At 42.2% G+C, this 25,546-nt stretch carries 16 protein-coding genes; 5 read left to right on the top strand and 11 right to left on the bottom strand.

The features are described from left to right. Positions 1-51: 51 nt before the first annotated feature. Positions 52-1,092 (bottom strand): LacI family DNA-binding transcriptional regulator, encoded by a 1,041-nt coding sequence (locus tag ACNORC_RS11100; protein WP_418335710.1) that lies wholly within the window; start codon positions 1,090-1,092, stop codon positions 52-54. A gap of 216 nt (positions 1,093-1,308) precedes the next feature. Here ACNORC_RS11100 and ACNORC_RS11095 point away from each other — a divergent pair, with 216 nt between their 5' ends. From ACNORC_RS11095 to ACNORC_RS11085, 3 genes are read left to right on the top strand one after another with little or no spacing between them, the layout of a single operon-like run. Further along, positions 1,309-4,233, top strand: coding sequence for a SusC/RagA family TonB-linked outer membrane protein (locus ACNORC_RS11095; protein ID WP_418335709.1), 2,925 nt, complete (start codon positions 1,309-1,311; stop codon positions 4,231-4,233). A gap of 59 nt (positions 4,234-4,292) precedes the next feature. Next, positions 4,293-5,819, top strand: coding sequence for a RagB/SusD family nutrient uptake outer membrane protein (locus tag ACNORC_RS11090; protein ID WP_418335708.1), 1,527 nt, complete (start codon positions 4,293-4,295; stop codon positions 5,817-5,819). Between the two features lie 22 nt (positions 5,820-5,841). After that, positions 5,842-6,942: a SusE domain-containing protein gene (locus ACNORC_RS11085; RefSeq protein ID WP_418335707.1), complete on the top strand. Its 1,101-nt coding sequence runs from the start codon at positions 5,842-5,844 to the stop codon at positions 6,940-6,942. Between the two features lie 268 nt (positions 6,943-7,210). Here ACNORC_RS11085 and ACNORC_RS11080 read toward each other — a convergent pair whose 3' ends face one another. The 3 genes from ACNORC_RS11080 to ACNORC_RS11070 all read right to left on the bottom strand — a co-directional run bounded on the left by ACNORC_RS11080 (position 7,211) and on the right by ACNORC_RS11070 (position 13,047). Beyond that, positions 7,211-9,790 (bottom strand): cellulase family glycosylhydrolase, encoded by a 2,580-nt coding sequence (locus ACNORC_RS11080; protein ID WP_418335706.1) that lies wholly within the window; start codon positions 9,788-9,790, stop codon positions 7,211-7,213. Positions 9,791-9,796: 6 nt separating this feature from the next. Further along, positions 9,797-12,172, bottom strand: coding sequence for a glycoside hydrolase family 2 TIM barrel-domain containing protein (locus tag ACNORC_RS11075; protein WP_418335705.1), 2,376 nt, complete (start codon positions 12,170-12,172; stop codon positions 9,797-9,799). Between the two features lie 152 nt (positions 12,173-12,324). Next, the gene (locus ACNORC_RS11070) at positions 12,325-13,047 is read right to left on the bottom strand and encodes an NUDIX hydrolase (RefSeq protein ID WP_418335704.1); all 723 of its coding nucleotides are present in this window, start codon (positions 13,045-13,047) and stop codon (positions 12,325-12,327) included. Positions 13,048-13,154: 107 nt separating this feature from the next. Between ACNORC_RS11070 and galK the strand changes: the two genes are divergently transcribed. Together galK and ACNORC_RS11060 are read left to right on the top strand one after the other, a co-directional pair. After that, positions 13,155-14,312: a galactokinase gene (gene galK, locus ACNORC_RS11065; RefSeq protein ID WP_418335703.1), complete on the top strand. Its 1,158-nt coding sequence runs from the start codon at positions 13,155-13,157 to the stop codon at positions 14,310-14,312. Position 14,313: 1 nt separating this feature from the next. Beyond that, positions 14,314-15,354 (top strand): UDP-glucose--hexose-1-phosphate uridylyltransferase, encoded by a 1,041-nt coding sequence (locus ACNORC_RS11060; RefSeq protein ID WP_418335702.1) that lies wholly within the window; start codon positions 14,314-14,316, stop codon positions 15,352-15,354. 85 nt (positions 15,355-15,439) lie between these two features. Here ACNORC_RS11060 and ACNORC_RS11055 read toward each other — a convergent pair whose 3' ends face one another. The 7 genes from ACNORC_RS11055 to ACNORC_RS11025 form a co-directional block, all read right to left on the bottom strand. Next, positions 15,440-17,116, bottom strand: a complete 1,677-nt coding sequence (locus ACNORC_RS11055) for a sodium/sugar symporter (protein ID WP_418335701.1) — start codon at positions 17,114-17,116, stop codon at positions 15,440-15,442. Positions 17,117-17,255: 139 nt separating this feature from the next. Continuing rightward, complete coding sequence (locus ACNORC_RS11050) at positions 17,256-18,266, bottom strand: aldose epimerase family protein (RefSeq protein ID WP_418335700.1); 1,011 nt, start codon at positions 18,264-18,266, stop codon at positions 17,256-17,258. Between the two features lie 92 nt (positions 18,267-18,358). Further along, a complete protein-coding gene (locus ACNORC_RS11045) occupies positions 18,359-20,209 on the bottom strand; it encodes a CocE/NonD family hydrolase (protein WP_418335699.1) in 1,851 nt (616 codons plus the stop codon). 66 nt (positions 20,210-20,275) lie between these two features. Continuing rightward, positions 20,276-22,273, bottom strand: coding sequence for a protein-disulfide reductase DsbD family protein (locus ACNORC_RS11040; protein ID WP_418335698.1), 1,998 nt, complete (start codon positions 22,271-22,273; stop codon positions 20,276-20,278). After that, positions 22,270-23,580: a tRNA lysidine(34) synthetase TilS gene (gene tilS, locus ACNORC_RS11035; RefSeq protein ID WP_418335697.1), complete on the bottom strand. Its 1,311-nt coding sequence runs from the start codon at positions 23,578-23,580 to the stop codon at positions 22,270-22,272. Before tilS ends, ACNORC_RS11040 begins: the two co-directional genes overlap by 4 nt. A gap of 84 nt (positions 23,581-23,664) precedes the next feature. Next, complete coding sequence (locus tag ACNORC_RS11030) at positions 23,665-24,966, bottom strand: anthranilate synthase component I family protein (protein ID WP_418335696.1); 1,302 nt, start codon at positions 24,964-24,966, stop codon at positions 23,665-23,667. Further along, positions 24,967-25,506, bottom strand: a complete 540-nt coding sequence (locus ACNORC_RS11025) for an NADPH-dependent FMN reductase (protein WP_418335695.1) — start codon at positions 25,504-25,506, stop codon at positions 24,967-24,969. Between the last annotated feature and the right edge of the window lie 40 nt (positions 25,507-25,546).

The raw sequence follows: 25,546 nt of genomic DNA, 5'->3' as shown, positions 1-25,546 counted from the left end.
GAAGTGAAAATATAAGTTCTGATAAAATTCGGGGTAAAGATAGTAAAATTATTAAACCGAAGTTAATTTTGTTCTTAGAGTTGATTCGCGCTGTATTAGACTGGTCTCAATTACCTCTGTTTTAAAGCGTTCATCAGCTTCAACAGGCCTTTCGAGTCTTTCGATCAACAATTCTGCCGCCCTGGCTCCCATTTCAGCGCCGTGCTGACTAATTGTAGAAAGGCTGGGAATGAACCTTTTTGAAAGCTCTCCATCTGAAAAACTTATTACCACAGCATCTTTTGGAACCTCCAATCCTTTTTCTTTTAATCCTCTAACTGCACTTGCTCCAAATTGCTCATTAACAGCAAAGATACCATCCAATTCACGTTTTTTAATGAAGTCTATTATCTCCTCTTCACTCCTCTCCATATCTTCGATCTTCAGGATATTTTCTTCATCCACCTGCATTCCATTTTTTTGGAGTGCTTCGATATAACCTTTAGTTCGTAGTTTCCCAACACTTACATAGTCAACCGTGGTAATAATACCGATTTTCCTGCAATTGAGATCAATAAGGTGCTGAACTGCCTTTTTTGCGCCTTCTGAATCATCAATAATAACTTTATCACACACTATTTCATCCACCACACGATCAAACATAACGACAGGCATACCTTGATTAATCACCTCCTCTAAATGGTGATAATCTTCTTTTTGCTGTGTTTCCTTTGCAACAGAAAGTATAAATCCGTCTGTACTACCATTTGCCAGCATCTCCATATTCATCACTTCCCGGTCAAAAGAATTGTTCGAAAGGCAAATGATCACATTATATCCGTGCTTATTTGCAACCTGTTCTACCCCCCCAATAACAGTGGCAAAAAAGTCGTGTACTATCTCCGGAAGAACTATTCCTATGGTCCTTGTCTTTCGGTTCTTTAGGCTTAGGGCAATATTGTTGGGTTTATAATTATATAGTTTCGCAAAGGCCTTTATTTTTTGACGGGTCTCCTCACTTATCTCAGCACTATCGCGAAGAGCTTTAGAAACAGTGGAAACTGAAACATCCAGTTCACGGGCAATCTGTTTAAGGGTCAATTTGGGCTTCATATATAATAGGACTTAAAAATCTTAATTTTAACAGTGTCGTAAAACTATAATAATTATTCCTTAAATTCGGAACTCAAGAAAGTTTTCAACACGAAAACGTTTTCGCGACCCCCGGATGACGAAGGTCATGCCTTTGTCGTGGCCAAATTACCTACTTTTAATCCCGGGAAGTTAAAATATAAGGTTAAAATAAAAGTAAAACCTAACATTCAATCTATGAGAACACTTATTAAAAGTTCATTGCTTCTGTTGTTTATGATGCCTTTGAGCTTTTTTGCACAATCAACGGTGTCCGGAACTGTTACAGAACGGGATACCGGCATGCCTATACCGGGTGCAAACGTTATTATTAAAGGTACCACAACAGGTACCACAACCAACTTCGATGGGGAATACACCCTTGACGGCGTAGATCTGGACGATGTGATCGTCTATTCCTATTTAGGATTCGCCACACAGGAAATTCCATATACAGGCCAGGAGACTATAAATGTAACTCTGGGGCCAGATACGGCTGTACTTGAAGAAGTCGTGCTTATTGGATACGGTTCCACACGAAGACAAGATGCCACAGGATCTGTAGAACAAATTTCCAGTGAAGAATTCAACAAGGGAGCAATTGTATCTCCTGAACAGTTGATCTCAGGGAAATCTGCCGGGGTAAGAATTACCGGAGGAAACGGAGCTCCAGGTGGTGGTGGTGAAATTAGAATTCGAGGAGGTTCTTCTCTTTCTGCAAACAACTCACCATTGATCGTTGTTGACGGATTGCCACTTGACCAGCGTGGAGTTCAGGGAGTAAGAAACCAGCTCAACGCCATTAACCCGAATGAAATTGAGGACTTTGTGGTTTTGAAAGATGCTTCAGCAACTGCAATTTATGGATCAAGAGCTTCTAACGGGGTAATCCTTATTACTACCAAAAAAGGTAAAAAAGATTCAGGTCTTAAGTTTGAATACAATCTGGATGCTTCAGTAGGAACAATTACAGAAACTGTAGATGTTCTTGATGCAGATCAATTCAGAAATTTAATTGAAAACACTCCTGGAACTGATCTCAGCCTTTTAGGAGAAGCCAATACTGACTGGCAGGACCAGATCTATCAAACCGCTTTAGGATCCATTCATAACTTTACAGTATCACAGGGATTTGATAACATTTATTACCGCGTCAACTTTAACCATACCAATCAAACAGGTGTACTAAAGACTGACCGTTACACAAGAAATGCTATTAACCTTGCTCTTAACGGAGATTTCCTGGATAATGACCTAAAATTAACCCTTACTGCTAAAGGAAGTATGGACGAAAACGACTTCGCTGATCAGGGAGCAATTGGTGCAGCAGTCAATTTTGACCCAACTCAACCGATCTATGATCCATCCAGCCCATTTGGCGGATACTTTGAGTTTAGAAACGGGAATGATGCATATGGCCTTGCCACCCGCAACCCACTTGCCCTTCTTAAACAAAGAGATTCTCACGGACAAACTGATCGTGTTATAACAAACTTCAACGTTGATTACCGTTTACCATTTTTAGAAGGACTTAGGTTCAATCTGAACGCAGGTGTTGACTACGCAGAAAATGACGGCTATAACCGTAGACCACTGACTTCGGCAGTAGTAACACAGCCAATTCCTGACAATGAAGTTTACTGGGGATTCAACCGTAACACGCTTTTAGATTTCTATTTCAATTACAAGCCTGTTATTGAAGCCATTAATACGAATGTTGATCTTACTGCAGGACATTCCTACCAGGAGTTCTTCATTTCCAGTCAGACCAAATATGCCGATTACCAGGCTGAAAATAATTTAGTTATTACTCCATTAGTTAAGAACCGAAACGCTCTGGAATCTTACTTTGCGAGAGCAAGTTTTGATATCGCTGATAAATATCTTATTTCAGGAAGTTATCGTATGGATGGGTCCTCCCGTTTCAGTAAAGATAACCGCTGGAGTTCTTTCCCCGCTGTGTCAGTTGGGTGGAAGATCAATAATGAAGATTTCCTGAAAGATTCGGAAACACTTTCTGAATTAAAGCTGAGAGCAGGTTACGGGGTGACCGGAAACCAGGAAGTAGGTAACAACTACGGGTATATTGCTTATTATTCTCCAAGTAAAACCGGAGCAAGCTATCAATTCGGAAATACTTTTTACAATACTTTAAGGCCTGAAGAATTTGATGCTAACCTTAAATGGGAAGAACTTAAGACTTACAACGTAGGTCTGGATTTCGGATTCTTTAATGACCGTTTTAGCGGTAGCGTAGATGCTTACCACAGAACAACAGATGGTCTTCTTGCCTTCGTTCCTGTTCCTGCCGGAGCAAATTTATCTGACCAGTTATTAACCAATGTTGGAGAAACTGTAAGTAAAGGACTTGAAATTGGGTTGAACGGAAAGATCGTTCAAACTGATGCTATCAATTGGAATGTCAATTACAACATTACCTTCCAGGATCTTGAGATCACAAAATTATCTTTAGGTGAAAATCCAAACTTCTTCATCCCCCAGGGAGGAATTAGCGGAGGTGTAGGTAACACCATCCAGTTGTGGAAAACCGGTATTGATCCTACCACTTTCTTCGTGTACCGCCAGGTTTATGATTCCAACGGAGATCCTATTGAAGGAGCCTATGTGGATGTGAACGGGGACAACGTAATTACAGAAGCTGACAGACAGCCATACAAAAAGGCGTCTCCTGACTTCTATATGGGATTGACCAACAGTTTCAACTATAGAGACTTTGACTTCAGCTTTACCTTCAGAGGTAGCTTTGGCGGGTACATGTATAACAACACCCAGTCAAGTACAGGATTCGTTGGAGCAGGTACAGTTACTCCTGCACCATATTATTCGAATTTCAACTCAAATGTGCTGACCACTGAGTTTGAAAAAAGCCAATTTTTCTCTGATTACTATGTGAGAAATGCTGATTTCGTGAAACTGGATAACATTTCTGTAGGATATCTTATACCTGGGGAAAAAGTGGATTTCAGAGCTTCTCTAACTGCCACAAATGTTCTTACAATAAGCGATTATAAGGGACTTGATCCTGAGATCGCGGGAGGTATAGATAATAACTTCTATCCTAGACCACGCACTTATGCTCTGGGTCTAAACCTTACATTTTAATTGAATAAACTAAAAAGAAGAATATGTATAGTAGATTTAAAACATTCTTAATCATTTTTATGAGCCTCACCCTTTTCGGGGCTTGTGAGAGTGAATTGGATTTATCTCCTGAAGACGACAGGCAGGGAGCTGAAGAGATCTTTCGGGATGCGGCTGCCTATAAACAGTTCCTGGCGAAGCTATATGCCGGGTTGGCAGTAAGTGGTCAGGAGGGACCTGCCGGAGATGCTGACCTTAGCGGATTGGATGAAGGGTTTTCACAATACCTCCGACTTTACTGGATGCTGCAGGAGTTACCTACAGATGAAGCAGTAATTGGCTGGAATGACGGTACCATCGCTGACCTTCACGGACAGAACTGGACATCTGGTAACGAGTTTATTCGTACCATGTACTCCAGGATCCTTTATCAGGTTGCACAGACAAATGCATTTTTAAGACAAACAGAGGGAACTGAGAATGCAGAGGTTCAAAATTTTAGAGCCGAAGCCAGATTCCTTAGAGCCTTAAGCTATTACCACGCTTTAGACCTCTTTGGAAATCCTCCTTTCATCACTGAAAATGACCCTATCGGTGCATTTTTACCTCCACAGATCGAAAGGGCTGACCTTTTTGATTTTATTGAAAGTGAATTGCTGGATATTGAAAACTCTATTGTTGCTGCTGGTCAGAACGAATATGGACGTGCAGATCAAGCTGCCGTATGGTTCCTCCTAGCAAAATTATATCTCAACGCTGAGCAGTATAACGGGACAGATCATTATGCTGACGTAATAACTTATACTGAAAAGATCATTAATTCGGGACAATTCCAATTGGTAGATGACTATCAAAAGTTGTTCTTAGCAGATAATGACCTGAATGGTGCACAAAAAGAGATCATTTTCCCAATTCGTTTTGATGGAATCAATACCCTTTCTTATGGTGGAATGACCTTTATAATAAATGCAGCCCTCGATGGGGATATGGCCGATCTTTATGGTGTACCTGACGGAGGTTGGGCAGGTTTAAGAACAACTCCTGAATTTGTGAACTTGTTCCCAGGTGGCGCTAATTCAGCAGACGAACGAGAAATGTTCTGGACTGACGGGCATACGCTCGAGATTTCCACCATTTCAAGTTTTACTGATGGTTATGCAATTACTAAATTCAAAAACCTTGACTCTAACGGAAACCCGGGACAGGACAAGGTGTTCCCTGATACAGATTTCCCGCTGTTTAGATTGGGAGATGTTTACCTGATGTACGCAGAAGCTGTACTTCGCGGAGGCGGAGGAAGCCGTGCACAAGCACTTGGATATATTAATGAACTAAGAGATCGCGCTTACAGTGTTCCGGGTGGAACAGTTAACGATAGTCAGCTAACCCTTGATTTCATTCTTGCTGAAAGAGGCCGTGAATTGTATTGGGAAGCTAAAAGAAGAACAGACCTGATCAGGTTCGGTCAATTTACTACTAGTGGTACTTGGGCTTGGAAAGGAAATGTTCCTCAGGGAACTACTACAGCTGCATTCAGGAACATTTTTCCTATTCCTGCTTCCGATCTGGGAGTTAATACCAACCTAACACAAAATCCAGGATACTAACATTTATATTAAATCAAGAAAAATGAAAAAACTTTCAATATTATTTTTAGCTTTTGTCACTCTTATAGGTTTAAACTCCTGTACAAGTGATGATGACGTGGTATTCATAGCGAATCCTGATGCAGAGGGAATTCACTTTACCAGTGCCTTTGCAGGGTCTTATGATCTTACCGAAATGGATCCTACAGATGTAGTAGAACGATTTGTTTGGAACGAGATTGATGTTGATGTGCCTACAAATATCAATTATGAACTGCAGGGTTCCCTGACTGAAACCTTTGATAATCCTGAGGTATTGGGAACTACATCTACAAATAATTTAGATGTAACTGCTGAACAACTTATCAAACTTACCAGAGATGCTGGATTGACTGAGGATAACAATACTATAACTCTTTATTTTAAAGTGGTTGCTTCTCCGGGAACAGCTGGAGAAATGGCTCACGAATCTAATGTGGTTTCTTTTTCTGCAACTATACCTGTAGAACCAGTTTATCTTAACCTGTATTTGGTAGGGGATGCTTCACCTACAGGATGGGATAACACTGCGACCAGTAATAACTATCCTCTTTTTAGAGATCCAGTAGATGAAAACATTTACTACTATACCGGTAAACTTGGTACCGGAGGTATAAAAGTAATTGAGAAAAAAGGAGCATGGGCACCACAATATGGTGGCGAAAATGGAAACCTTGTATACAGACCGACTGAAGATGTAGCAGATCCATCTCCAATAGCCGTACCTTCTCCAGGTTACTATACCTTCACTATTGACATTGAAGCTATGACTTACACGTTGGAATCCTATGATGCTTCAGGAGCTGCAACCTTTACAACCATAGGGTATATTGGAGATGCAACTCCGGGTGCCTGGGATAATGATACAGATTTGACACAGTCTACTTTCGATCCACATATCTGGTATGTGAATGGTTCCGCAATCAATGACGGTGAGATGAAATTCCGTGCTGCCAACGACTGGGGCAAAAACTGGGGTGGTAATACTTTCCCTAGCGGTACCGCAACACAGGACGGACCAAACATTCCTGTAGTGGCTGGAAACTATGACATCTGGTTCAATGATCTAACCGGAAGATATATCTTAATAGAAGTGGGAGAATAATCTCAGCTGCCATTAACTAAAAAGGCTGCCAATTGGCAGCCTTTTTTTATGCTTTATTAATCCGATAAGAGTTTACTTTTAATTGGGTAATCCTTGGAGTGGCATATTTGAAATAAGATATACACCACAACCTCTGAAAGTATTAAAAAGGGAAATATCAGCTAGTCTTCCTGAAACTAAAGCATTATCTCAGAAGTAGATCCCAGCAATCTGCAACAAAAAAGTCCGGTGATCCACCGGACTTTCCTAATGTCAATAATTTAAATTTCTATTTCTCCAACCTGACTGAAACAATCCCTATGGCATGTGGTGTTTTTAGCTCCTCATCTTTTAAACCGGGGCCAATGGAAAATTGAAGGCTTTCCATTTCCTCCAGTTTAAAATCGTCTTTCAAAGCGTGATCAAAATAGTACGGCAGAAACGTAGGATATGGTCTTGGGAGAGTCACGGTTTTTACCGGCTGAAGTTCAGACAAAGCAATTTCATACTCCTGCAGCTCTCGGGGTTGTAGATCTATTGTAGTTCCAAAAGCTTTTCCCTGCTCATTAATAAAGGCGACCTGCAATTTTTCAGCCTTTTCACCGGCAGCATGTGCCTTTATTACCAGCTTATTCCAATTTTTTAATTCGCGGCCTTCTGTTCTCTTCTCAAAATTATACCTCAACGAATAATCATAGATTGGTGCAGCCTCCGTGTTTTCGGGATCTTCTTTGAACAGCTGCTCAAGATTCACCTGGTATTCTGCTTCTCCCGGTTTGTCTGTAGGTATGAGATTATTTCCGGGAGACCACTGCCCTACCACATAATCAGCATCTTCAAAGGCGTTAAAAAGATAAATAGGAGCTTCAGGTTCAACGATACGGGTAGAATAGCTGTCGTTTGCATAGAAATCCCATTCTCCGGGATTACCCTCTACGCCTGCAGGAAAAGTGAAGGAGCTCTTCTCGGTTCTCACAATGATACGGTACTCCAAAAAGCCTTTTTTGAGTACCCCCTTCGGGATTTCAGCAACATAGGTATAGGCTTTCTCCCACTCTAATTCAGCAGATTCATAGCTATTACCATTCCTGAACCAGGCTTCCACTTTTTCTATTTTCTCATCAGAAATAATTTCTGCGGAAAAATTGGCTTCAGAAGAAGGTGTAATTTCCTTCAACGGTTCATGCAGAACATAAGTTCTGTCAACTGTTGTTTCAGGAGCTACAAAAGCAGTCAAGCGCTCCTGTGGCCACTCCTTTGATCCTTTGAATTCCCTGCCTCCTCTTGAAATTAAATAAGTTCCGGGGCTAACTGAAAAAGATCCTTCCGAAGCCATTTTTGAATAGGTATTCCCGGCATTGAGTCCGCTCACCCGAAAATCACCTCCCAATCCCGGAAGATCGAGATGCATGGGCCATTCCCGATGATTGATCACTGCCACCGTTTTTTCAGGGCTGTTCCTTCCAAAAGGATTACCTACTAAAATAGCATCCGGCATTACTTCTAACCTCCAGGTATTCTCATCCAATTTATCCAGAAAATAAGCACCGTTCCCTTCATACTGAACCAGCGGAGAATTCCCCACTCCAGCCACTTGCTTCAGCTTTTTAAGAGCCTTCGGCCTGGTTTCGGTAGAATTGGTGTAGAGAAATTTTTCTTCCGAATTCATTTCGGCCAGATCCTGCTCATAACTGATCCTGAAATCCCCAAAAATCAGGTTCTGCGGATATTTTCCGAGGTCTTTGTACATGGGAAGCCGGTGAAAGACCTCTCCACTGATCATCAATGCAATAGCTTTCCCCGGAGTGTAAGCCAGGTTCATGTAGTGCGTGTTGTATTCAGTATTCGCATACGCCATAAAGGTAGGATCATACGCAAAATGAGTGGCAAACTGGATCCCGGCCTGCCTGAAGCTACGGGCCATGGCAGGATACATATAGGTCTTCATTACGTCTGCCGCATCAAATTCGTAGACAAGTTTAGCGAGGCCTTTTTCCTGCCACATTTCTACAAAAGGAATCCTGTATTCGTTTACATTCGGCAGCAGGTTACCCTCCAGCTCTTTGGCAAAGCCAAGCCCTGTAGGATACCATTGAAAAGTTCCTCCCTGTATACCACTTTCCGCATAAGTTTTGGCCAACTGTATACTATGGCTAACGTTGTAAAATATGGGCTTTTTGGTACCTGTAGATCTAATGGCAGCCACCATTTTCTGAATGAACTCATTTACTTTTTCAGGAGATTCTCTATGGTGAGGCTCATTACTTACCTCATAACCAATCATGAAAGGCTCATCTTTATAAGCTACGCCCGTATATGGATTGATGTGATTGACAAACTGAGCCAGGTAGTTTTCCTGAGCTTTAATTGCTTCAGGATCGGTGAGGCTTTTGTCTTTTCCGTATTTATGCGCAAATCCGGGAGTATCTTCATCGGGTTCGGGCCAGCCATTTCCCCAATAGGCAATGGGGGTTATCATAAACTTAATATTCTTCTCCTTTAGTCTGCTCAGGAGATAATCGAAAAGGTCCAGGTGTTCGTTTTCCAGTAAATTTCCTTTTTCATCACTTATTTCGGTATCCCAAACATGTATTCTGTACAGGTCAAAACCCAACCTGGAGAAGTGATAAATATCGTCATCAATTGCCTTTTTTAGATCCACATCCATTCGTTTGGCCGTGCGAAAAGCATGAGCAAAAGGTGCAGTGTAATTCACTCCAAAACCTTTTACCTCTTCATTGGTCCCACTCCAATACATAATGCCTTTGTCATTGACATACACATCTTCTCCTTCCTGTGAATAAGCATTCAGACAAAGTAAAAAGGTGCTAAAAAGCACCAGAATTCCAGGTTTGAAATATTGGTTCATCTTTTCTTATTTTTCAATAGTTATTGTAGCTTCGGAAAGATCCCGGGAGTTTGCGTATATGACAATATCTGAAGTTGGCTTATTCACCCGAAGCAATATTGAAGCAATACCGGCTTCTGCATTTACAGGATTCTCTCCAATCAATTCTGCATTTTCATTTTCCTCTAGCCTAAAAGTGACCGGATGATTGGCCGAAGGCACCAGGGTTCCATTGGCATCGGTGATCTTGGCGTAAATGAAAATCACATCAGGTGAAGTTGTTGCCAGGTCTTTTCCTGAAAGATCTGCCTCCAATTTGATATAAGCTGTTTTTTCGGGTGTTCTTACAACATGTTCCGCTACCCTTTTACCATCAATAAAACCTTCTGCCTTTAATTCTCCCGGCTCAAATTCGTCTACCTCAAAATTAAAAGGCGGATGTGGCAGTTCATCAGAAAACTGGTCTGCCTTCGGTTTTTTCTTCGCCAAAAGTTTACCGTTCAGGTATAGTGCAACTTCTTCTGTGTTGCTAAAAACCGTGATCTTTTTTGAAGATCCTTTCGTCCAGTAGCTCGCTATGAACACCATGGGTTCTGAGAATGCTCCCGAATAAGGTTCTTTTTGACTCTTATAAAAGTAGTAACTGAATTTAGGAATTCTAAATATATCTGCAATTCCTGAAGCCTCCAGATCGTCACTATAGCCCCGATTGTAATCGAACATGAGCCAGTTTGCCATTCCTATTGTTTGTGCTCCTTTCAGGTTTGAATTGAACGCCTCCTGAAAATTGAAAGCCTGCTGCAAAAGTCTTTTTTCGCCGGCACTCCTCAACTGCCTGCTGGTTCTTTCCTCCTCCTGCAAATCACTGAACGCAGTTTGGTTAAAACCGGCATTCTGCGCGTAATATTCCCAGTCGCCATATTCTGCAATAAGAATCGGGCGATTCGTAGTGTTATATAGGTTCCAGTAATAGGGTGGTTTCGCATGCTGTCTTGCCGGAGTAAAGAGGTCGTACGCGGGATGATCTATCCACCCGGCGCTGTAAGTATCTTCATATGGAAGTTCCTTTTTTAAAACCTCATTGGCTTTGACAATAAATTCCGGAGTCATTCCTGATTCATTAAGGGAGTTTTCCCAAAAAACCACACTCGGGTGATTTCGGTCGCGACGCGCCATGTCCCTTATATCCTGCAGACTTCTCTCCTGAAATTCCTCGTTTCCGAAGTATTGCCAGCCGGGAATACAGTCCATAAGCAACAATCCCAGTTCATCGCAGGCCTCGTAAAAAGCAGTTGTTTGAGGATAATGAGAAAGCCTTACGAAATTGAATCCGGCTTCCTTGATCTTGTAAGCGTCCCGGTAATTCGCCTCATCTGAAAGAGCATATCCAATGAACGGATATTCCTGGTGACGATTCGTCCCATTCAAAAAAAGGCGTTTTCCGTTGAGATAAAATCCATCTTCAGAAAGAAAGATATCCCTGATTCCGGTTCGGATTTCTTTTCGGTCAATTTCTTCTCCGTTCTCGAACAACCTAACTTTGAGATCGTAAAGTGCGGGAGAATCCGGAGACCATAGATCCGGCTGCGGAATAGAAACCGGCTGAGTGACCGCCAGTGAACTTCCTGCGGAAACATTTTCTGAAGGAGCCGTGAATTTATAGGTCCTGCCATCTTTGGAAGTAAAAATTGTTTCTACCACAATCTCTTTCTCCTCTTCGGAATCATTCTGAAAATGTGTTTTTACAAACCCCTCTGCATTAGCTTCACTGATACTATCAAAATGCACCAGCAATCCGCCGCTGTTGACTTCAGCAGCGTGAACAGGATCGGTAATAAAAACAGTACCTGTTTTGATAAGCTGAACATTGCGGTAAATACCGCCATAAAAGTTGAAATCCAGACCTTCTAAAGGTTTTCCGGGAGGAATAGTAGAGTTATCAAGGTTCCTGACACGAACGGTAATCGTGTTGAGAGAATTTTTTTTTAAAAATGGGGTGGCATCTACTGTAAAAGGCAAGTATCCCCCTTTGTGCGATTCGACCGGGGAATCATTGATCTCAACATCGGCTTCCTGCATGACTCCTTCAAAATGAAAGAACCATTTTCTGTCTGAGATCTCATTTACCCGAAATTCTTTTTTATAGACTGCTTCACCCTGCCATTGGTCATTCACCACCAGGGGTTCAATTCTTATAGTATGGGGAAGAAAAACAGATTCCCAGCCGGAATTCAGAGAGTCTGAAAGCCGGCGAAACTGCCAGTCATCATTCAAGTTTTCAGTAGTCCGGTAGGAAGTTTTCTGCTGCTGATCCCTTACTTCATCGGCATGAGGTAGGGACTCACAGCCGAAAAAAGTAAGGGCTAAACACGCTAAAATCAGGGATTTTAACTGTGATTTCATACAGCAGAATATTAAGCGTAAATATTACAATTATTTTCGATTTGAAAAAGAATTGTAAGAATTTTTTAACCTCTGTAAGAAAGTTTTTTCCGGGCAATAACCTTCGTCAAAAGAGCATCCAAAAAATCCCTTTTTTGGATCCCGAAAAGAACCTATATCTCGAAGTTATACCCCGACTGGAGCAGCTTTTTATATCGGGCGTGATCGAATTTATACAGGAAAGCCCCTCTTTTTGAAGACGACTTATCTTTCTCATCCAATTTGATCAACACATTATAAGACATTACTTTCTTTCTGAAATTACGGCTGTCCAGTTCTTTTTGATAAATAGCCTCGTAAAGGCTTTGCAATTGAGGAATAGTAAATTTTTCAGGCAGCAACTCAAATCCTATAGGTTGAAAACGAGCCTTAGCCTTTAATTTTTCGAGCGCATCCTGTACCATTTGGTCATGGTCCAGGACCAGCGAAGGGAGTTTATCCACATCGTGCCAAACGGCACCATGTGCCTCTACCAGTTTCCTGTCATATTCATTCAACCTGATAAGAGCATACTGCCCAATAGAAATAACCCTATACCCGGGATCCCTGTCTGCAGCCCCATAGGTTTTTAATTCTTCCATAAAAACGTCTTTGAGACCGGTGATCTCTTCCAGCACCCTTCCTGCCGCTGCAGAAACGTCTTCATCCAGGTTGACAAAGCTTCCAATAAGTGACCACTCCCCTTTTAACGGTTCTACCCTTCTTTTGAAAATTAAAAGCTTTAAACTGCCGGCATCAAATCCAAAAATTATACAGTCAATAGCGACATACATCTTGTCTTTCCCTTTGTAGGAATCCTGCTCCTGCTCTGCATTTTCAACGAATTCTTTGTACATTGAGGTGATGGTTAGTATTTAAAATTAAAACAAATTTTTGATCGATCTAAAAAATAAAAGTAAAATTTACATTTATTATATTTGATCTTAATCTAAAATGGTTATTCTTGAGTACAGATAATAACAAAATTCCGGCTTTTTTCAGGGATTTCAAAGCACAATTTACAGTTGAGTCTCCGGGAAGGATCAATATGATCGGGGAACACACCGATTATAATAATGGTTTTGTATTACCTACTGCGATCGACCGAAGTATCAGATTGCATTTTTCAAAGAACTCCACCCCATCCACGTGTAATGTTTTCAGCCGCACTTATGAAAAGAGCTTTTCATTTGACCTGAAGAAGATCTCCCGAAGTGAAGAAACCTGGGAAAACTATATTCTTGGAGTTGTAAATGAAATCCAAAAACTCGGAAAAGAACCCGGTAGTTTCGATTGTATGATCGAAAGTGATCTACCGGTTGGTGCAGGAATAAGTTCTTCTGCAGCGCTGGAAGGCGGTTTTGCTTTTGGCCTCAACGAATTGTTTGATCTCGGTCTTGACCGGAAGACGATGGCTGAGCTTTCCAGAAACGCAGAACATAATTACGTGGGAACTAAATGCGGGATCATGGACCAGTATGCGTCGATCCTCAGTAAAAAAGATCACCTGATCCTGCTCGATTGCCGCAGCTTAGAAGCCAAGTTTGTGCCCGCACAATTCAAAGATTACAAGATACTTTTGTTGAATACCATGGTGTCCCACAGCCTGGCCGAAAGTGAATACAATACCCGCAGACAGGAATGTGAGCAGGTGGTGAAAAAGATCCAGGAAAAATATCCGGAAGTTAGCTCCTTACGGGAAGTCACTTTTCCAATGCTGCAGGAATTCAGAAATAAGCTTTCCGAAGTACTTTATAAACGCGCCCACTACGTCCTCGAAGAAAATGACCGTGTTCTGCAGGCGGTAGAGGCGATCAAAACCGGCGATCTGGACAATTTCGGAAGCCTTATGTACGCTTCTCATGCAGGCCTTCGCGATGAATACGAAGTGAGCTGCAGGGAGCTCGATTTTCTGGTTGATTTTACAAAAGGATTTCCTTATATCGCGGGAGCCAGAATGATGGGTGGTGGATTTGGCGGTTGTACGATCAACCTTATCCAAAAAGACCAAGTGGAGGAATTTATTTCTATGGCTGCGGAAGCTTACATGAAGAAGTACCGGATCCAGCTGGAAGCGATCCCGGTCTTACCGGCTGAAGGAACCCATTTAATCAGAAAATAATATGACCGAAGAATTCAATACTCAGCCTCACAGGAGGTATAATATATTGACCGGGGAATGGGTGCTGGTCTCCCCTCATCGCACCAAACGACCCTGGCAGGGTAAGCTGGAAAAAGTAGCCGAAGAGCAACGGCCAAAATACGATCCTGATTGCTTTTTATGCCCGGGAAATGTACGCGCCAGTGGAGATGCCAATCCAAATTACACAGAGCCTTACACCTTCAGAAATGACTTTTCTGCACTTCTTCCTTCCGGGTCTCACCAGGAACATCAAAACAGTTTATTAACTGCCCAAAGTGAAACCGGGATTTGCCGGGTGGTTTGTTTTTCTCCAGATCATTCCCTCACCTTGCCGGTCATGAAAAAAGAAGCGATCGTCAAAGTGATCCAAAAATGGAAGGAAGAGTATGAGGATCTGGGAAGCAGGAAAGACATCAATTATGTACAGATCTTTGAAAATAAGGGAGAGTTGATGGGCTGCAGTAATCCGCATCCTCATGGGCAGATCTGGTCTCAATATTCCATTCCGGTGGAAGTAGAAAAAAAATCAGATCACCAGAAAAGATACTGGCAGGAGAATGGGCGGAGTTTATTGGGTGATTACCTCAACCAGGAACTCGAAGCTAAGGAGCGGTTGGTACTTGAAAATGATCATTTTGTAGCTCTTGTTCCTTACTGGGCGATCTGGCCTTATGAAACCATGATCATTCCGAAGAAGCATTTAGAGCACATCGGCCAATTAAATTCTTTAGAAGAAGAGGCGTTTGCTGATATTCTGAAGAGGCTCACTATTAAATACGACAACCTCTTTCAAACCTCCTTCCCCTACTCCTCCGGAATTCATCAAAGTCCCACCGATGGAAAAGAGCATCCGGAATGGCATTTTCACATGTCATTCTATCCGCCGCTGCTACGCTCAAAGACCGTAAAGAAGTTCATGGTAGGTTATGAAATGTTTGCCGGGCCGCAACGGGATATAACTGCCGAACAGGCTGCAGAAACTTTGAGAGAGCTTTCAGAAATACACTACACAAAAGAATAACATCCAAAAATGCCATTTTTGGATAGCCTTATAAACAAGAAAGACCGGAAAAACCGGTCTTTCTTGTTTATAACTTATTTAAAATTTACCAAAAAATGGCGTACAACATGGTCACGATCAACATGATCGCAAAAGCACCAATGTTGAATGCCGGACCTGTTTTGAACAGGTTTTTAGTTATCACAATTGATTTTGGATGATCCTTACCTCCTGTTTCATATAAACTGATAACCACCATTAATGCCATAGTTAGAATCCAGGTTGCAAACATCTGTTGCATAAATGGCAATTCCAGGAAGAAAGCGGCATCACTCCAGCCATTGGGAGCTACTTTAAAGTAGAGCGCGATTGGTATGGAAGCCAAGACTCCTAAAATAGCAGCATTATTGGTAGTCTTTCTCCAGAACAAGCCGAGAATAAAGACTGCCAAAATCCCCGGACTCACTACTCCGGTATACTCCTGAATGTATTGGAAAACCTGTCCCAGGTTTCGAAGCTGTGGTGCAAGAAACACAGCAATTACCAGCGCAAGGGTCGCAGAAATCCGGCCAATTGCTACCAGCCTTCCTTCGGAAGCCTTTTTCTCAATATAAGGTTTGTAGATATCCATTGTAAAAATGGTAGCGGTAGAGTTCAGCATCGAAGCAATGGAGGAAACAATGGCAGCGGCCAAAGCAGCAAGTACGAGACCTTTAAGCCCCATCGGTACAAATTCCTTGATCAACCAAGGAAAAGCGTTGTCGTTGATGATCCTTCCGCCTTCAGCAATAAAGGACGGATCTGTGAACTCTTCAGAAAAAGCTCCGCCCGGCCCGGTATTCATAACATAAGCAATAATACCGGGGATTACTACAATTAACGGGATCAACAGCTTTAGAAATCCGGCGAGAATGATCCCTTTTTGAGATTCCCTTAAACTCTTCGCAGCGAGCGTACGTTGAATTATGTACTGGTTGAAGCCCCAGTAATAAAGGTTGGCAACCCACATACCGCCTAAAAGCACTGCAAGACCGGGAAGATCCCACCAGGCATCTTTCCCATTGGGAGTAATAATTTCCCCTTTTTCAAGGATCATGGAAAATTTCTCAGGAACCTGCTCATATACCGTAACCAATCCGTCAATGACACTGCCGGTCCCGGAAACATGAGAGAGACCGATATAAGTAGTGATAAGCCCTCCGCCTATCAACAGCACTACCTGCACTACATCTGTCCACGCCACGGCTGCAAGTCCACCATAGAGCGAGTAAGCGGCAGCAAAAAGAGCAAGGCCGATGATAGAATACATGAAGATCGAACCGTCACCCGTACCAACAATAGTATCCAGTGCTGTAGCTCCCAGGTAAAGTACCGAGGTGAGGTTTACGAAAATGAAAAGCGCGATCCAGAAAACAGCCAAAATGGTTTTGAGGTTGGTACCATAACGGACTTCAATAAATTCCGGAATGGTGTACAGGCCCTTTTCTATAAAAACAGGTAGAAAATATTTTCCAACAATGATCAAGGTAATAGCAGCCATCCACTCGTAGGAGGCAATGGCGAGCCCAATAGCGAAGCCGGAACCCGACATACCAATGAACTGTTCTGCACTAATGTTGGCAGCAATCAGGGAAGTACCAATAGCCCACCACGGGAGAGACTTACTGGCAAGGAAATAATCTTCAGAAGATTTCCCTTTTCCTCTTGATACCCATAACCCAATCCCAATGATCAAAAGGGCATAACACCCGAAAACGATCTGATCAATTAATGCGAATTCCATAAGCTGTTGTAGTTATAAATTAGTTCAACCTCACAGATCTTCTGAAACCAGAGGATGAATCATTCCAGCGCCAATGTCTAAAAATTTTGTTAAATATAAAATTAAAACTGTAATAAACGTATTTAGTACGCTTAAAAATTTAGTGCTTATTAATCCTGAATTTCCAGGTAGTGGAATTGTGGTATTCCTCTCCCGGTTTCAACAGGGCTGACGGAAAATTTTTATGATTTGGAGCATCAGGATAATTCTGTGTTTCCAGACAAATAGCTGCCCTGCGCTCTCCAATTTCCTTCTTGTACCTCCAATTATCGGGCAGATCCTCCGGCACATAAACCACTACGGCTGGTTGATTCGTATGAACTTTTAGGGAAATTCCGCTTTCATCCCCTTTCAGGAAAATATTTTCTTTTTCCTCCTGCTTCTCGAGCACGAAAGTAGTATCCAGGGCAATTGAATTGATCTTTTTCTGTTCTCTAAAATTTTCAGGATTTCCTTCAAGGGAAACTAGATTTCCTGTAGGAAATTGCTTCTTATCCACCTCCAGGATCTTTTCAGAATTCACCTGTAATTGATGGTTGTCAATTGTTCCGTGACCGTTTAAGTTAAAATAAACGTGGTTTGTAAGGTTCACCACTGTTTCTTTATCTGTAGTTGCCCGGTAGTCAATCTTCAACTCGTTATCTTCTGTGAGGGTGTATTTTACCGAAACTTTTAAATTCCCGGGATAACCTTCCTCTCCGTCCTCGCTTAAATACGAAAGGCTTACCGAAGGATCTGCACCTTCCGTTTGATTTTCTACTTTCCAGAATTTATAGGAAAAACCGAATTTTCCGCCGTGCAGATGTACTTCATTTTGAGTCCACAGAGAATATTTCTTTCCATTCAATTCGAAGCCACCTCCAGAGATCCGGCCGGCATACCGCCCTACGGAAGCCCCAAAATATTTCCCTTTTTCATGGTATACAGTCGATAAATATTCTTGAGGATCTTCAGGACCGACAATTACATTGATCATTTTTCCTTTTACCGGAAATTTCAAAGCTGAAATAGTCGCCCCAAAATTGAGGATCTCCAAATCTACTCCCTTCTTATTTTTAAGCCGAAGTACTTTCAGTTGCGATTCGGGTTCGCTCTGTTGATATGTGTTCAAGGAAAAAATGGTTTGCAATTCCAGTCCCGAAAATAGCAAAAAAAACACGCATTTTTGGAATGCGTGTTTTGGTTTTGGATTCAGCAGTAGAATTATTCCAGTACCTGAAATATGATCTCTGAATCATGAAATACTTTATGCGTCTGCTTCTTAAAGTCCGACTCCTTCGCTTTGAAAATATTGTCGACGTATGTCTGCGGATTTAAGTCTATCAACGGAAACCAGGTACTTTGAACTTGGATCTGCAGTTTATGCCCTTTTTTGAAGGTATGGTGCACATCCTGCAACTTGATGTTCACGGCAGTCTTTTTGTTCGGCTCAAATGGCTCCGGATCAGAGAAACTATTTCTGAACCTGCCGCGCATCACTTCACTCCGCACCATCATATGATAGTTGCTCATTTTTAAATGATCCTGCATTTCTTCTGTTCCCTCGGCGTCCGGAGGAAATACATCGATCACCTTAACTACCCAGTCTGCCGCCGTTCCGGTAGTAGAAACGTTTAATTTCGCAAGAACTTCTCCGGCAAGGGTCATGTCTTCTTCCAAAACTTCTGTCTCATAAACAAGAACATCCGGACGACGGGCAGCAAAACGCTGATCATCTGTCATGTACTTGCGCGGAGTAAATACCACTTTAATATCTTCAGAATAAGGCACGGGTTTTTTTGGGTCGCTAACGAATTCTTCGGCTCCTGCAGCAGGTGTCGGCGCCAGGTCCTGGTCACCCGCAAGGAACATAGATTTTTTCACAGCTGCTTTTGGTGGCCAAGCTTCATAAGATTTCCAGGTTTTCAACCCGGTATCGAACATATAAGCTTCCGGAAGTATAATTTCTGAAGCAGCGTCCCCCTTTAAAAAGTGGTTAAAGAATACTGTTTCAACCTCTTTTTGATAATCACGGGAAATATTGTCTCCAAAATATACATTGCCAACTGCCTGTCTTTCTTTTGTTCTTGCCCAGTCTCCATGGCTCCAGGGCCCCATAACCAGCATATTGAAGTTGTCGCTGGTCTCTTCTATAGTTTCATAAATATTGAAAGGCCCGTAAAGGTCTTCTGCGTCAAAAAGGCCTCCCACGATCATAACCGCCGGCTCAACGTCATTTAGGTGCTGCAGAATTCCGCGCTTCTGCCAGAATTCATCGTAATTAGGATGCTCTTTAAGCTGTTGCCAAAAGACATTGTCTTCTTTGTAGTATTTATCCAAATTGCTAAGTGGTCCTGCATCCAGAAAGAATTGGTACTGATCCTGGGTTCCCAGTTCCGGAAACTCGTACCAGGCCTCATCTGTCGGCTTATTTTTTTCATATCCAAATAATGCAGTCGCATACCAGTAGCTCAACAAATAAGCTCCATTGTGGTGAAAATCATCAAAAAAGAAATCGGATATAGACGCCTGGGGAGAAACCGCTTTTAATGCAGGGTGACTGTCCAGAAGGGAATAGGTAGAATAAAACCCGGGATATGAAATACCCCAAACTCCTACACGTCCATTATTGTTCGCCACATTGTTTACCAGCCATTCAATGGTGTCATAAGTGTCACTGGCCTCATCAACCTGCTTTCCTGATTTATTGGGAATAAAAGCCCGCATGTTATCATAGATGCCTTCACTCATCCACCTACCCCGTACATCCTGATAGACAATTATGTTTCCCTGTTCCATCAAATATTCATTGGGTCCGATCTTAGACCGGAATTGCCCTTCACCATAAGGACGGGAACTGTAAGGAGTTCGCGACATCAGGATCGGGTATTCTTTAGAGGTATCTTTAGGAGAATAAATAGTTGTGTGCAGCTTGATGCCGTCACGCATAATAATATCTACTTCTCTTTTGGTGTAATGGGCAGCTACGTCATAGTCCGTCCCGGTTTGTCCCGTAACCGGTAAAACAAACAGAACGAACAGCAGCAGGAGTACCGGCATTTGGAATAATTTCATGTTTTGGCTTTTTTGAGGACCCTAATATAGAAATATCTCAAAAAAGCTGAACATTCTTATCCATGGTTACTCCTTAAACTTCTCCACACCCCGGTTGAGCCAGGCTAAAAACTCCTCAGCATCAGGAGTATAACCTGTTGTCTCATTAAGAAGATTCATATCAGTATCGAGCATTACGTAAAATGGCTGGGAATTATTCCTGAAATTGAGAGTCTGGAAAGTAGCCCATTTATCCCCTACCGTTCTGATTTTCTTTACCCCTCCAGTAGGTTTTAGATAGTTAAATTGATCTTCTTCAGGTAATTCTTCGCGATCATCCACGTAAAGGGAAATGAGAACGAATTCATCTTTCATTACATCGAAGACATCGGGATCACTCCACACCTGTTCCTCCATTTTTCGGCAATTGACACAGGCCAGCCCGGTGAAATCAATCAGAATAGGTTTGTTCTCGGCTTTTGCTACCGCAAGACCTTCTTCAAAATCCTTGTAGGCTTTTAATCCAAGCGGAGCCTCTGTTTCCTTCGGATAAATACTGTAAAATAACGGTGGTGGAAATCCGCTGATCAGTTTAAGATTAGCGTAACGGGTATTGGAAAGTCCGGGAACCAGGTACGCCACAAAAGCAACGGTAACCAATCCCAACAGGAGACGCCATTTACTCAGTTTTGTTTTGGGTCCGTCATGCGGAAAACGCAAAACTCCGAATAGATAAAGCATTAATCCAATACCTATTACTATCCAAATACCTATAAAAATTTCCCTTTTTAGAAGACCCCAATGTTCAACCAGATCAGCATTGGAAAGGAATTTGAAGGCCAGGGCAAGTTCAATGAATCCTAAAACTACTTTCACCGAATTTAGCCATCCACCACTCTTCGGAAGAGAATTAAGCCAGTTTGGGAATAAGGCAAACAGTGCGAACGGTAATGCCAGTGCTAATCCGAAGCCACCCATTCCGAAGGATAATTGAGTAGCGCCTCCGTCAGTAGTAAGAGAACTTCCCAGCAGCGATCCTAAAATTGGTCCGGTACAGGAAAATGAAACCAGCGCCAGAGTAAGCGCCATAAAAAAGACTCCTATCACCCCACCAAAACTCGAGGCTTTATCATCCATTTTATTGCTCCAGGAACTCGGTAAAGTGATCTCGTAGTACCCGAAGAAGGAAAAAGCGAAGATGATGAAGATTATAAAAAAGACAATATTCAGCGTAACATTGGTTGAAATATTATTCAGAATTTCAGGATTAACCGAGTCCAGCAAGTGGAATGGTAGACTTAATAAAAGGTATATGAGGAATATAAAAAAGCCGTACATAATGGCGTTTACCAAACCTCGCTTTTTAGTCCTTGCTCCTTTGGTAAAGAAGGAAACTGTTAGTGGGATCATTGGAAACACACAAGGTGTCAATAGCGCTATAAGCCCGCCGATGAATCCTAAAAAGAACAGGCTCAAATAGCCACTTTCCTCTCTCTCTTCTATTTTTCCTTTATCCAGATTCTCCAAACCTAGACTTAAAGCTTCAGTTTTTACCTGGTCTTCATCTGAAGTTTCTACATCTGTAAATCCTGTTTCTACTTTTCCGGAGGAAAGTGAAAGGGTGAACGGAACGGTTTCAGGAGCCAGGCACTGCTCATCATCACAGACCATAAAGAAAACTTCGGCCTTCACTTCAGGGTTGGTTCCTGCAGGAACTTTTATTTTCTGAACAAATACAGCCTGCTCCTCAAAATATTTGATATCCATTTCAAAAACAGGATCGAAAAGATCTGTTCCATCCGGTTCGGTGGTTTCACCCAAAAGTTCATAACCGGCTTCCGAAGCATTAAAGCTAAATTCAGTCGGCAAAGGGCCTCCTTCTTCCACTTCTTCCTGTGAATACAAATGCCAACCCTCTTCAAGCTCTGCCTTAAAAGTTAAGTTGTAAATGGAATCGTTTTCCTTTTCCACAGAAGCTTCCCAGGTGATAGGTTGCTGAATATCTGTGGACTGATTATCAAAAATCTGGGCGGTAGCCGAAAAACCAAGTATTAAAAAAAGGTATATAAATAACTGTTTTTTCATGGGGTGTAGGTTATTCTTAAAATACTTTTGCTGTCGTCTGTTACGGCGAAACGGGCATCAGGTCTGTATCCAATGACCCAAACTATATCGCCGCCTGAGAGCAGAAGCCAGCAATTCTCTTTCTCAGGCAAAGATAACTTCTCATCTTTAAAAAACTTACTCAGCTTCTTTTTTCCTTTCATTCCGAAGGGATAAAAGTGGTCTCCCTTTTCCCACTTGCGGACTTCCAATGGAAAATGCAGCTTCTCTTGATCAACAAAAACGGAATTTTTAGCGGTTTCTGTTATTTGGGAAACCTCTTCAATGTGAAAAGTACCCATAGGCAGCATTACTACCTCTTCCTCCTGGGAAATTCCGAATTTCTTATCGATATCAGAAGGAATAGTGGTGAGGAGGAGATCTTCACGATCCCTGATAAGCCGATGAGTTTTGGAATAGACTATTTTACCGGGCTGAGTATCCAAAAGGCCATAAACGTCCTCCCATTCAGTAAATCCGAAGGATTTAAAAAGTTCGAACATAACGGCTTTCAGATTGGGTATGGTCTTCAGCATTTTTATGGGGAACCGGTAACCAAATTCTTCCTCCCGTGCTATCCTCGGAAAAATCGCTGAGATATAGTCATCTATCAACACAGAACTTTGTTCCAGGTGTTTTCGGGTATTGTCAAAGCTTTCCAGCAGTTGCGGATTGAGCTCCTGCAGCAACGGGATCACTTCATTCCTAATCTTATTTCTGAAATATTTGTTGGAGGCGTTACTACTGTCTTCACGCCACTTAATGTGGGAATTACGGGCGAAATCTTCAATTTCAATCCGCGTGAAAGGCAACAATGGCCTAATAACAAAACCATTGGAGGCGGGTATTCCGGTAAGTCCTTCGAGCCCTGTACCCCTCACGAAGTTGATCAGGACGGTTTCAAGATTGTCATTGGCGTGGTGAGCCGTTAGCACATAATCGAACTGCAAGGTATCCCGCAGCTCTTCAAACCAGTGATACCGAAGTTCACGGGCAGCCATTTGAATAGAAATCTTTTTTTCTTTGGCGTAAGCTTCGGTTTCAAAACTTTCAATAAAAACTTCCGTATCAAGGGCATCTCCAAGGCTCAACACAAAATTTTCATCGGCATTGCTTTCGTCTCCCCTGAGATTGAAATTACAGTGAGCAAGAGAAATATCCATATTTGCCTCTTTGCAAAGATGGGTAAGCACAACACTGTCTACTCCCCCGCTAACAGCTATGAGGACTTTCGAAGTGAGGACCTTTGGAAACTGCTCCTGCAGGTGGTTTTTAAACGGTAGCAACATATTTTTCAAATATACCAAAAAAGCCTCTGAAAAAGGCCTTTTTAGGGGTAGCTTGTGGGAGGGATCACAGCTGATCTACTACTGCTACTGCTCCTGCTCCAGAACCTGTTTAAGAGCGCGCGCCTTTACAAGGCATTCTAAATATTCGTTCTCGGGCAGGGATTTAGAGGTGATGGCGCCGCCAACAGAAAAGGAAACGTACTTTTCTTTTTCATTGTAGAGAATGCTCCTTATTACAACGTTAAAGTCAAAATCATCTTCGGGAGTAAAATATCCTACCGCCCCGCTGTAAAGTCCGCGGCGGGTCTCCTCCAGCTCTTCAATGATCTGCATGGCCGAGATCTTTGGAGCGCCGGTCATACTTCCCATTGGAAAAGTGGTTTTTAAGACCTCAACCACCGGAATTCCCTCAGCGAGTTGAGAGGTCACCGTAGAGATCATTTGATGTACCTGTTCAAAAGAATAGACCCTGCAAAGTTCTTCCACTTTAACCGAACCTTTTTTTGCCGTTTTTGAAAGATCATTGCGAACGAGGTCTACGATCATTACGTTTTCTGAACGTTCTTTAGGATCATTCTGAAGATCATTGATCCGTTTTTGATCATCATCGGGGTCGACACCGCGGGGAGCCGTACCCTTGATAGGTTGAGAGATAAGTGTAGATCCCTTTTTTTGAAGGTATCTTTCTGGAGAGGCCGAAAGCAGGTATTTACCTGAAAGCTTTAAAAAACCGGCAAAAGGCGGGCGGGAAATAGCATTTAGATGCTCATATACTCGAAGCGGATCAATAACGGCATTTTCTGAAAAGAATTCCTGGCAAAAGTTGGCCTCGTAGATATCTCCGCGTTGGATATGACCCAACATTTCAGTCACCTTTTCCAGGTATTTTTCCTTCGGAATTCGGGACTGAATTTCAACAGGTGTCAAAAATGGCTTTTTTCGATCTTCTTCGGAAGGATTAAATATTGCCTCCAAATCTTCGTCCATTTCATCATCCACCATCCGAAGGTATTGTAACTCAAGTTGATCATCTTTCAGAAGGAACATTTTTTTTGGCTGAAAGAAATAGAGATCCGGAAATTTGAGTCCGTCAAAATTTTCAGAATGCAGGTCTTCAGTATCATTTTTAAGGTCATAGGAAAGATACCCGAACAACCAATCCCGGGTTACCTGCTGATACTCCTGTAACCGGTCAAAAGCTCCTTTCGCAGAAGTTTCTATAGCCGTAAAGGCATCAACAGCCAATACTGCATCATAAATGGAGTGTTTTTGATGGTAATTATTGCTATCCAGCCACACCACCTCTGTGTACTGCTGCGCCCATTTCAGCAAACTGGTCTTCAAGGCTGGAATATTCCCAACCTGCAATTTTTTAATTGTCCGCACTTATTCCTTGATTTGCTGGGAAAAAGAGGTAACTACTTCCACAACTCCCATTTCAAAAATTTCATTGATGATCCTGCCTTTTTCAGTATCGAAATTCTCGTAGAACTGCGGCAGACTAAAACTTTCTACAACCTCTCCTCCAAAACGCGGAAACTGTCTTTTGCAATAATCCAGCGCAGAAGCCCCGCCTCTTTTCCCCGGAGAAGTACTCGCTAACAGGATCTTTTTACCTTCAAAGAATTTCCTGTCCACCCGTGAAAGCCAGTCCAGCACATTTTTAAAATGTCCGGAAACATTTGCATTGTATTCATTGACAGCAATGATCAGAGCCGGAAACTCCCTGATCTTGTCGTAAAGAAATTTGACATCCTGAGGAAAGCCTTCCTTTTCCTTAACAATACTGAACATGGGAATTGACAACTCCCTCACCTCAATAATTTCAACCGGATGCTCAGTAATACGACCGGTTATGTTCAACAATAACTGATGATTGATTGAGGTAGGACTGTTGGAGCCGCAAAAGGCCAGGATCTTCTTCATCGCGTAACTTTTGGCCAAAAATACGAAATTGAAAAGGAAG

This window comes from Salinimicrobium soli, from assembly GCF_048323655.1.
GTDB lineage: Bacteria > Bacteroidota > Bacteroidia > Flavobacteriales > Flavobacteriaceae > Salinimicrobium > Salinimicrobium soli.
This window is presented reverse-complemented; position numbering and strand designations above follow the sequence as displayed.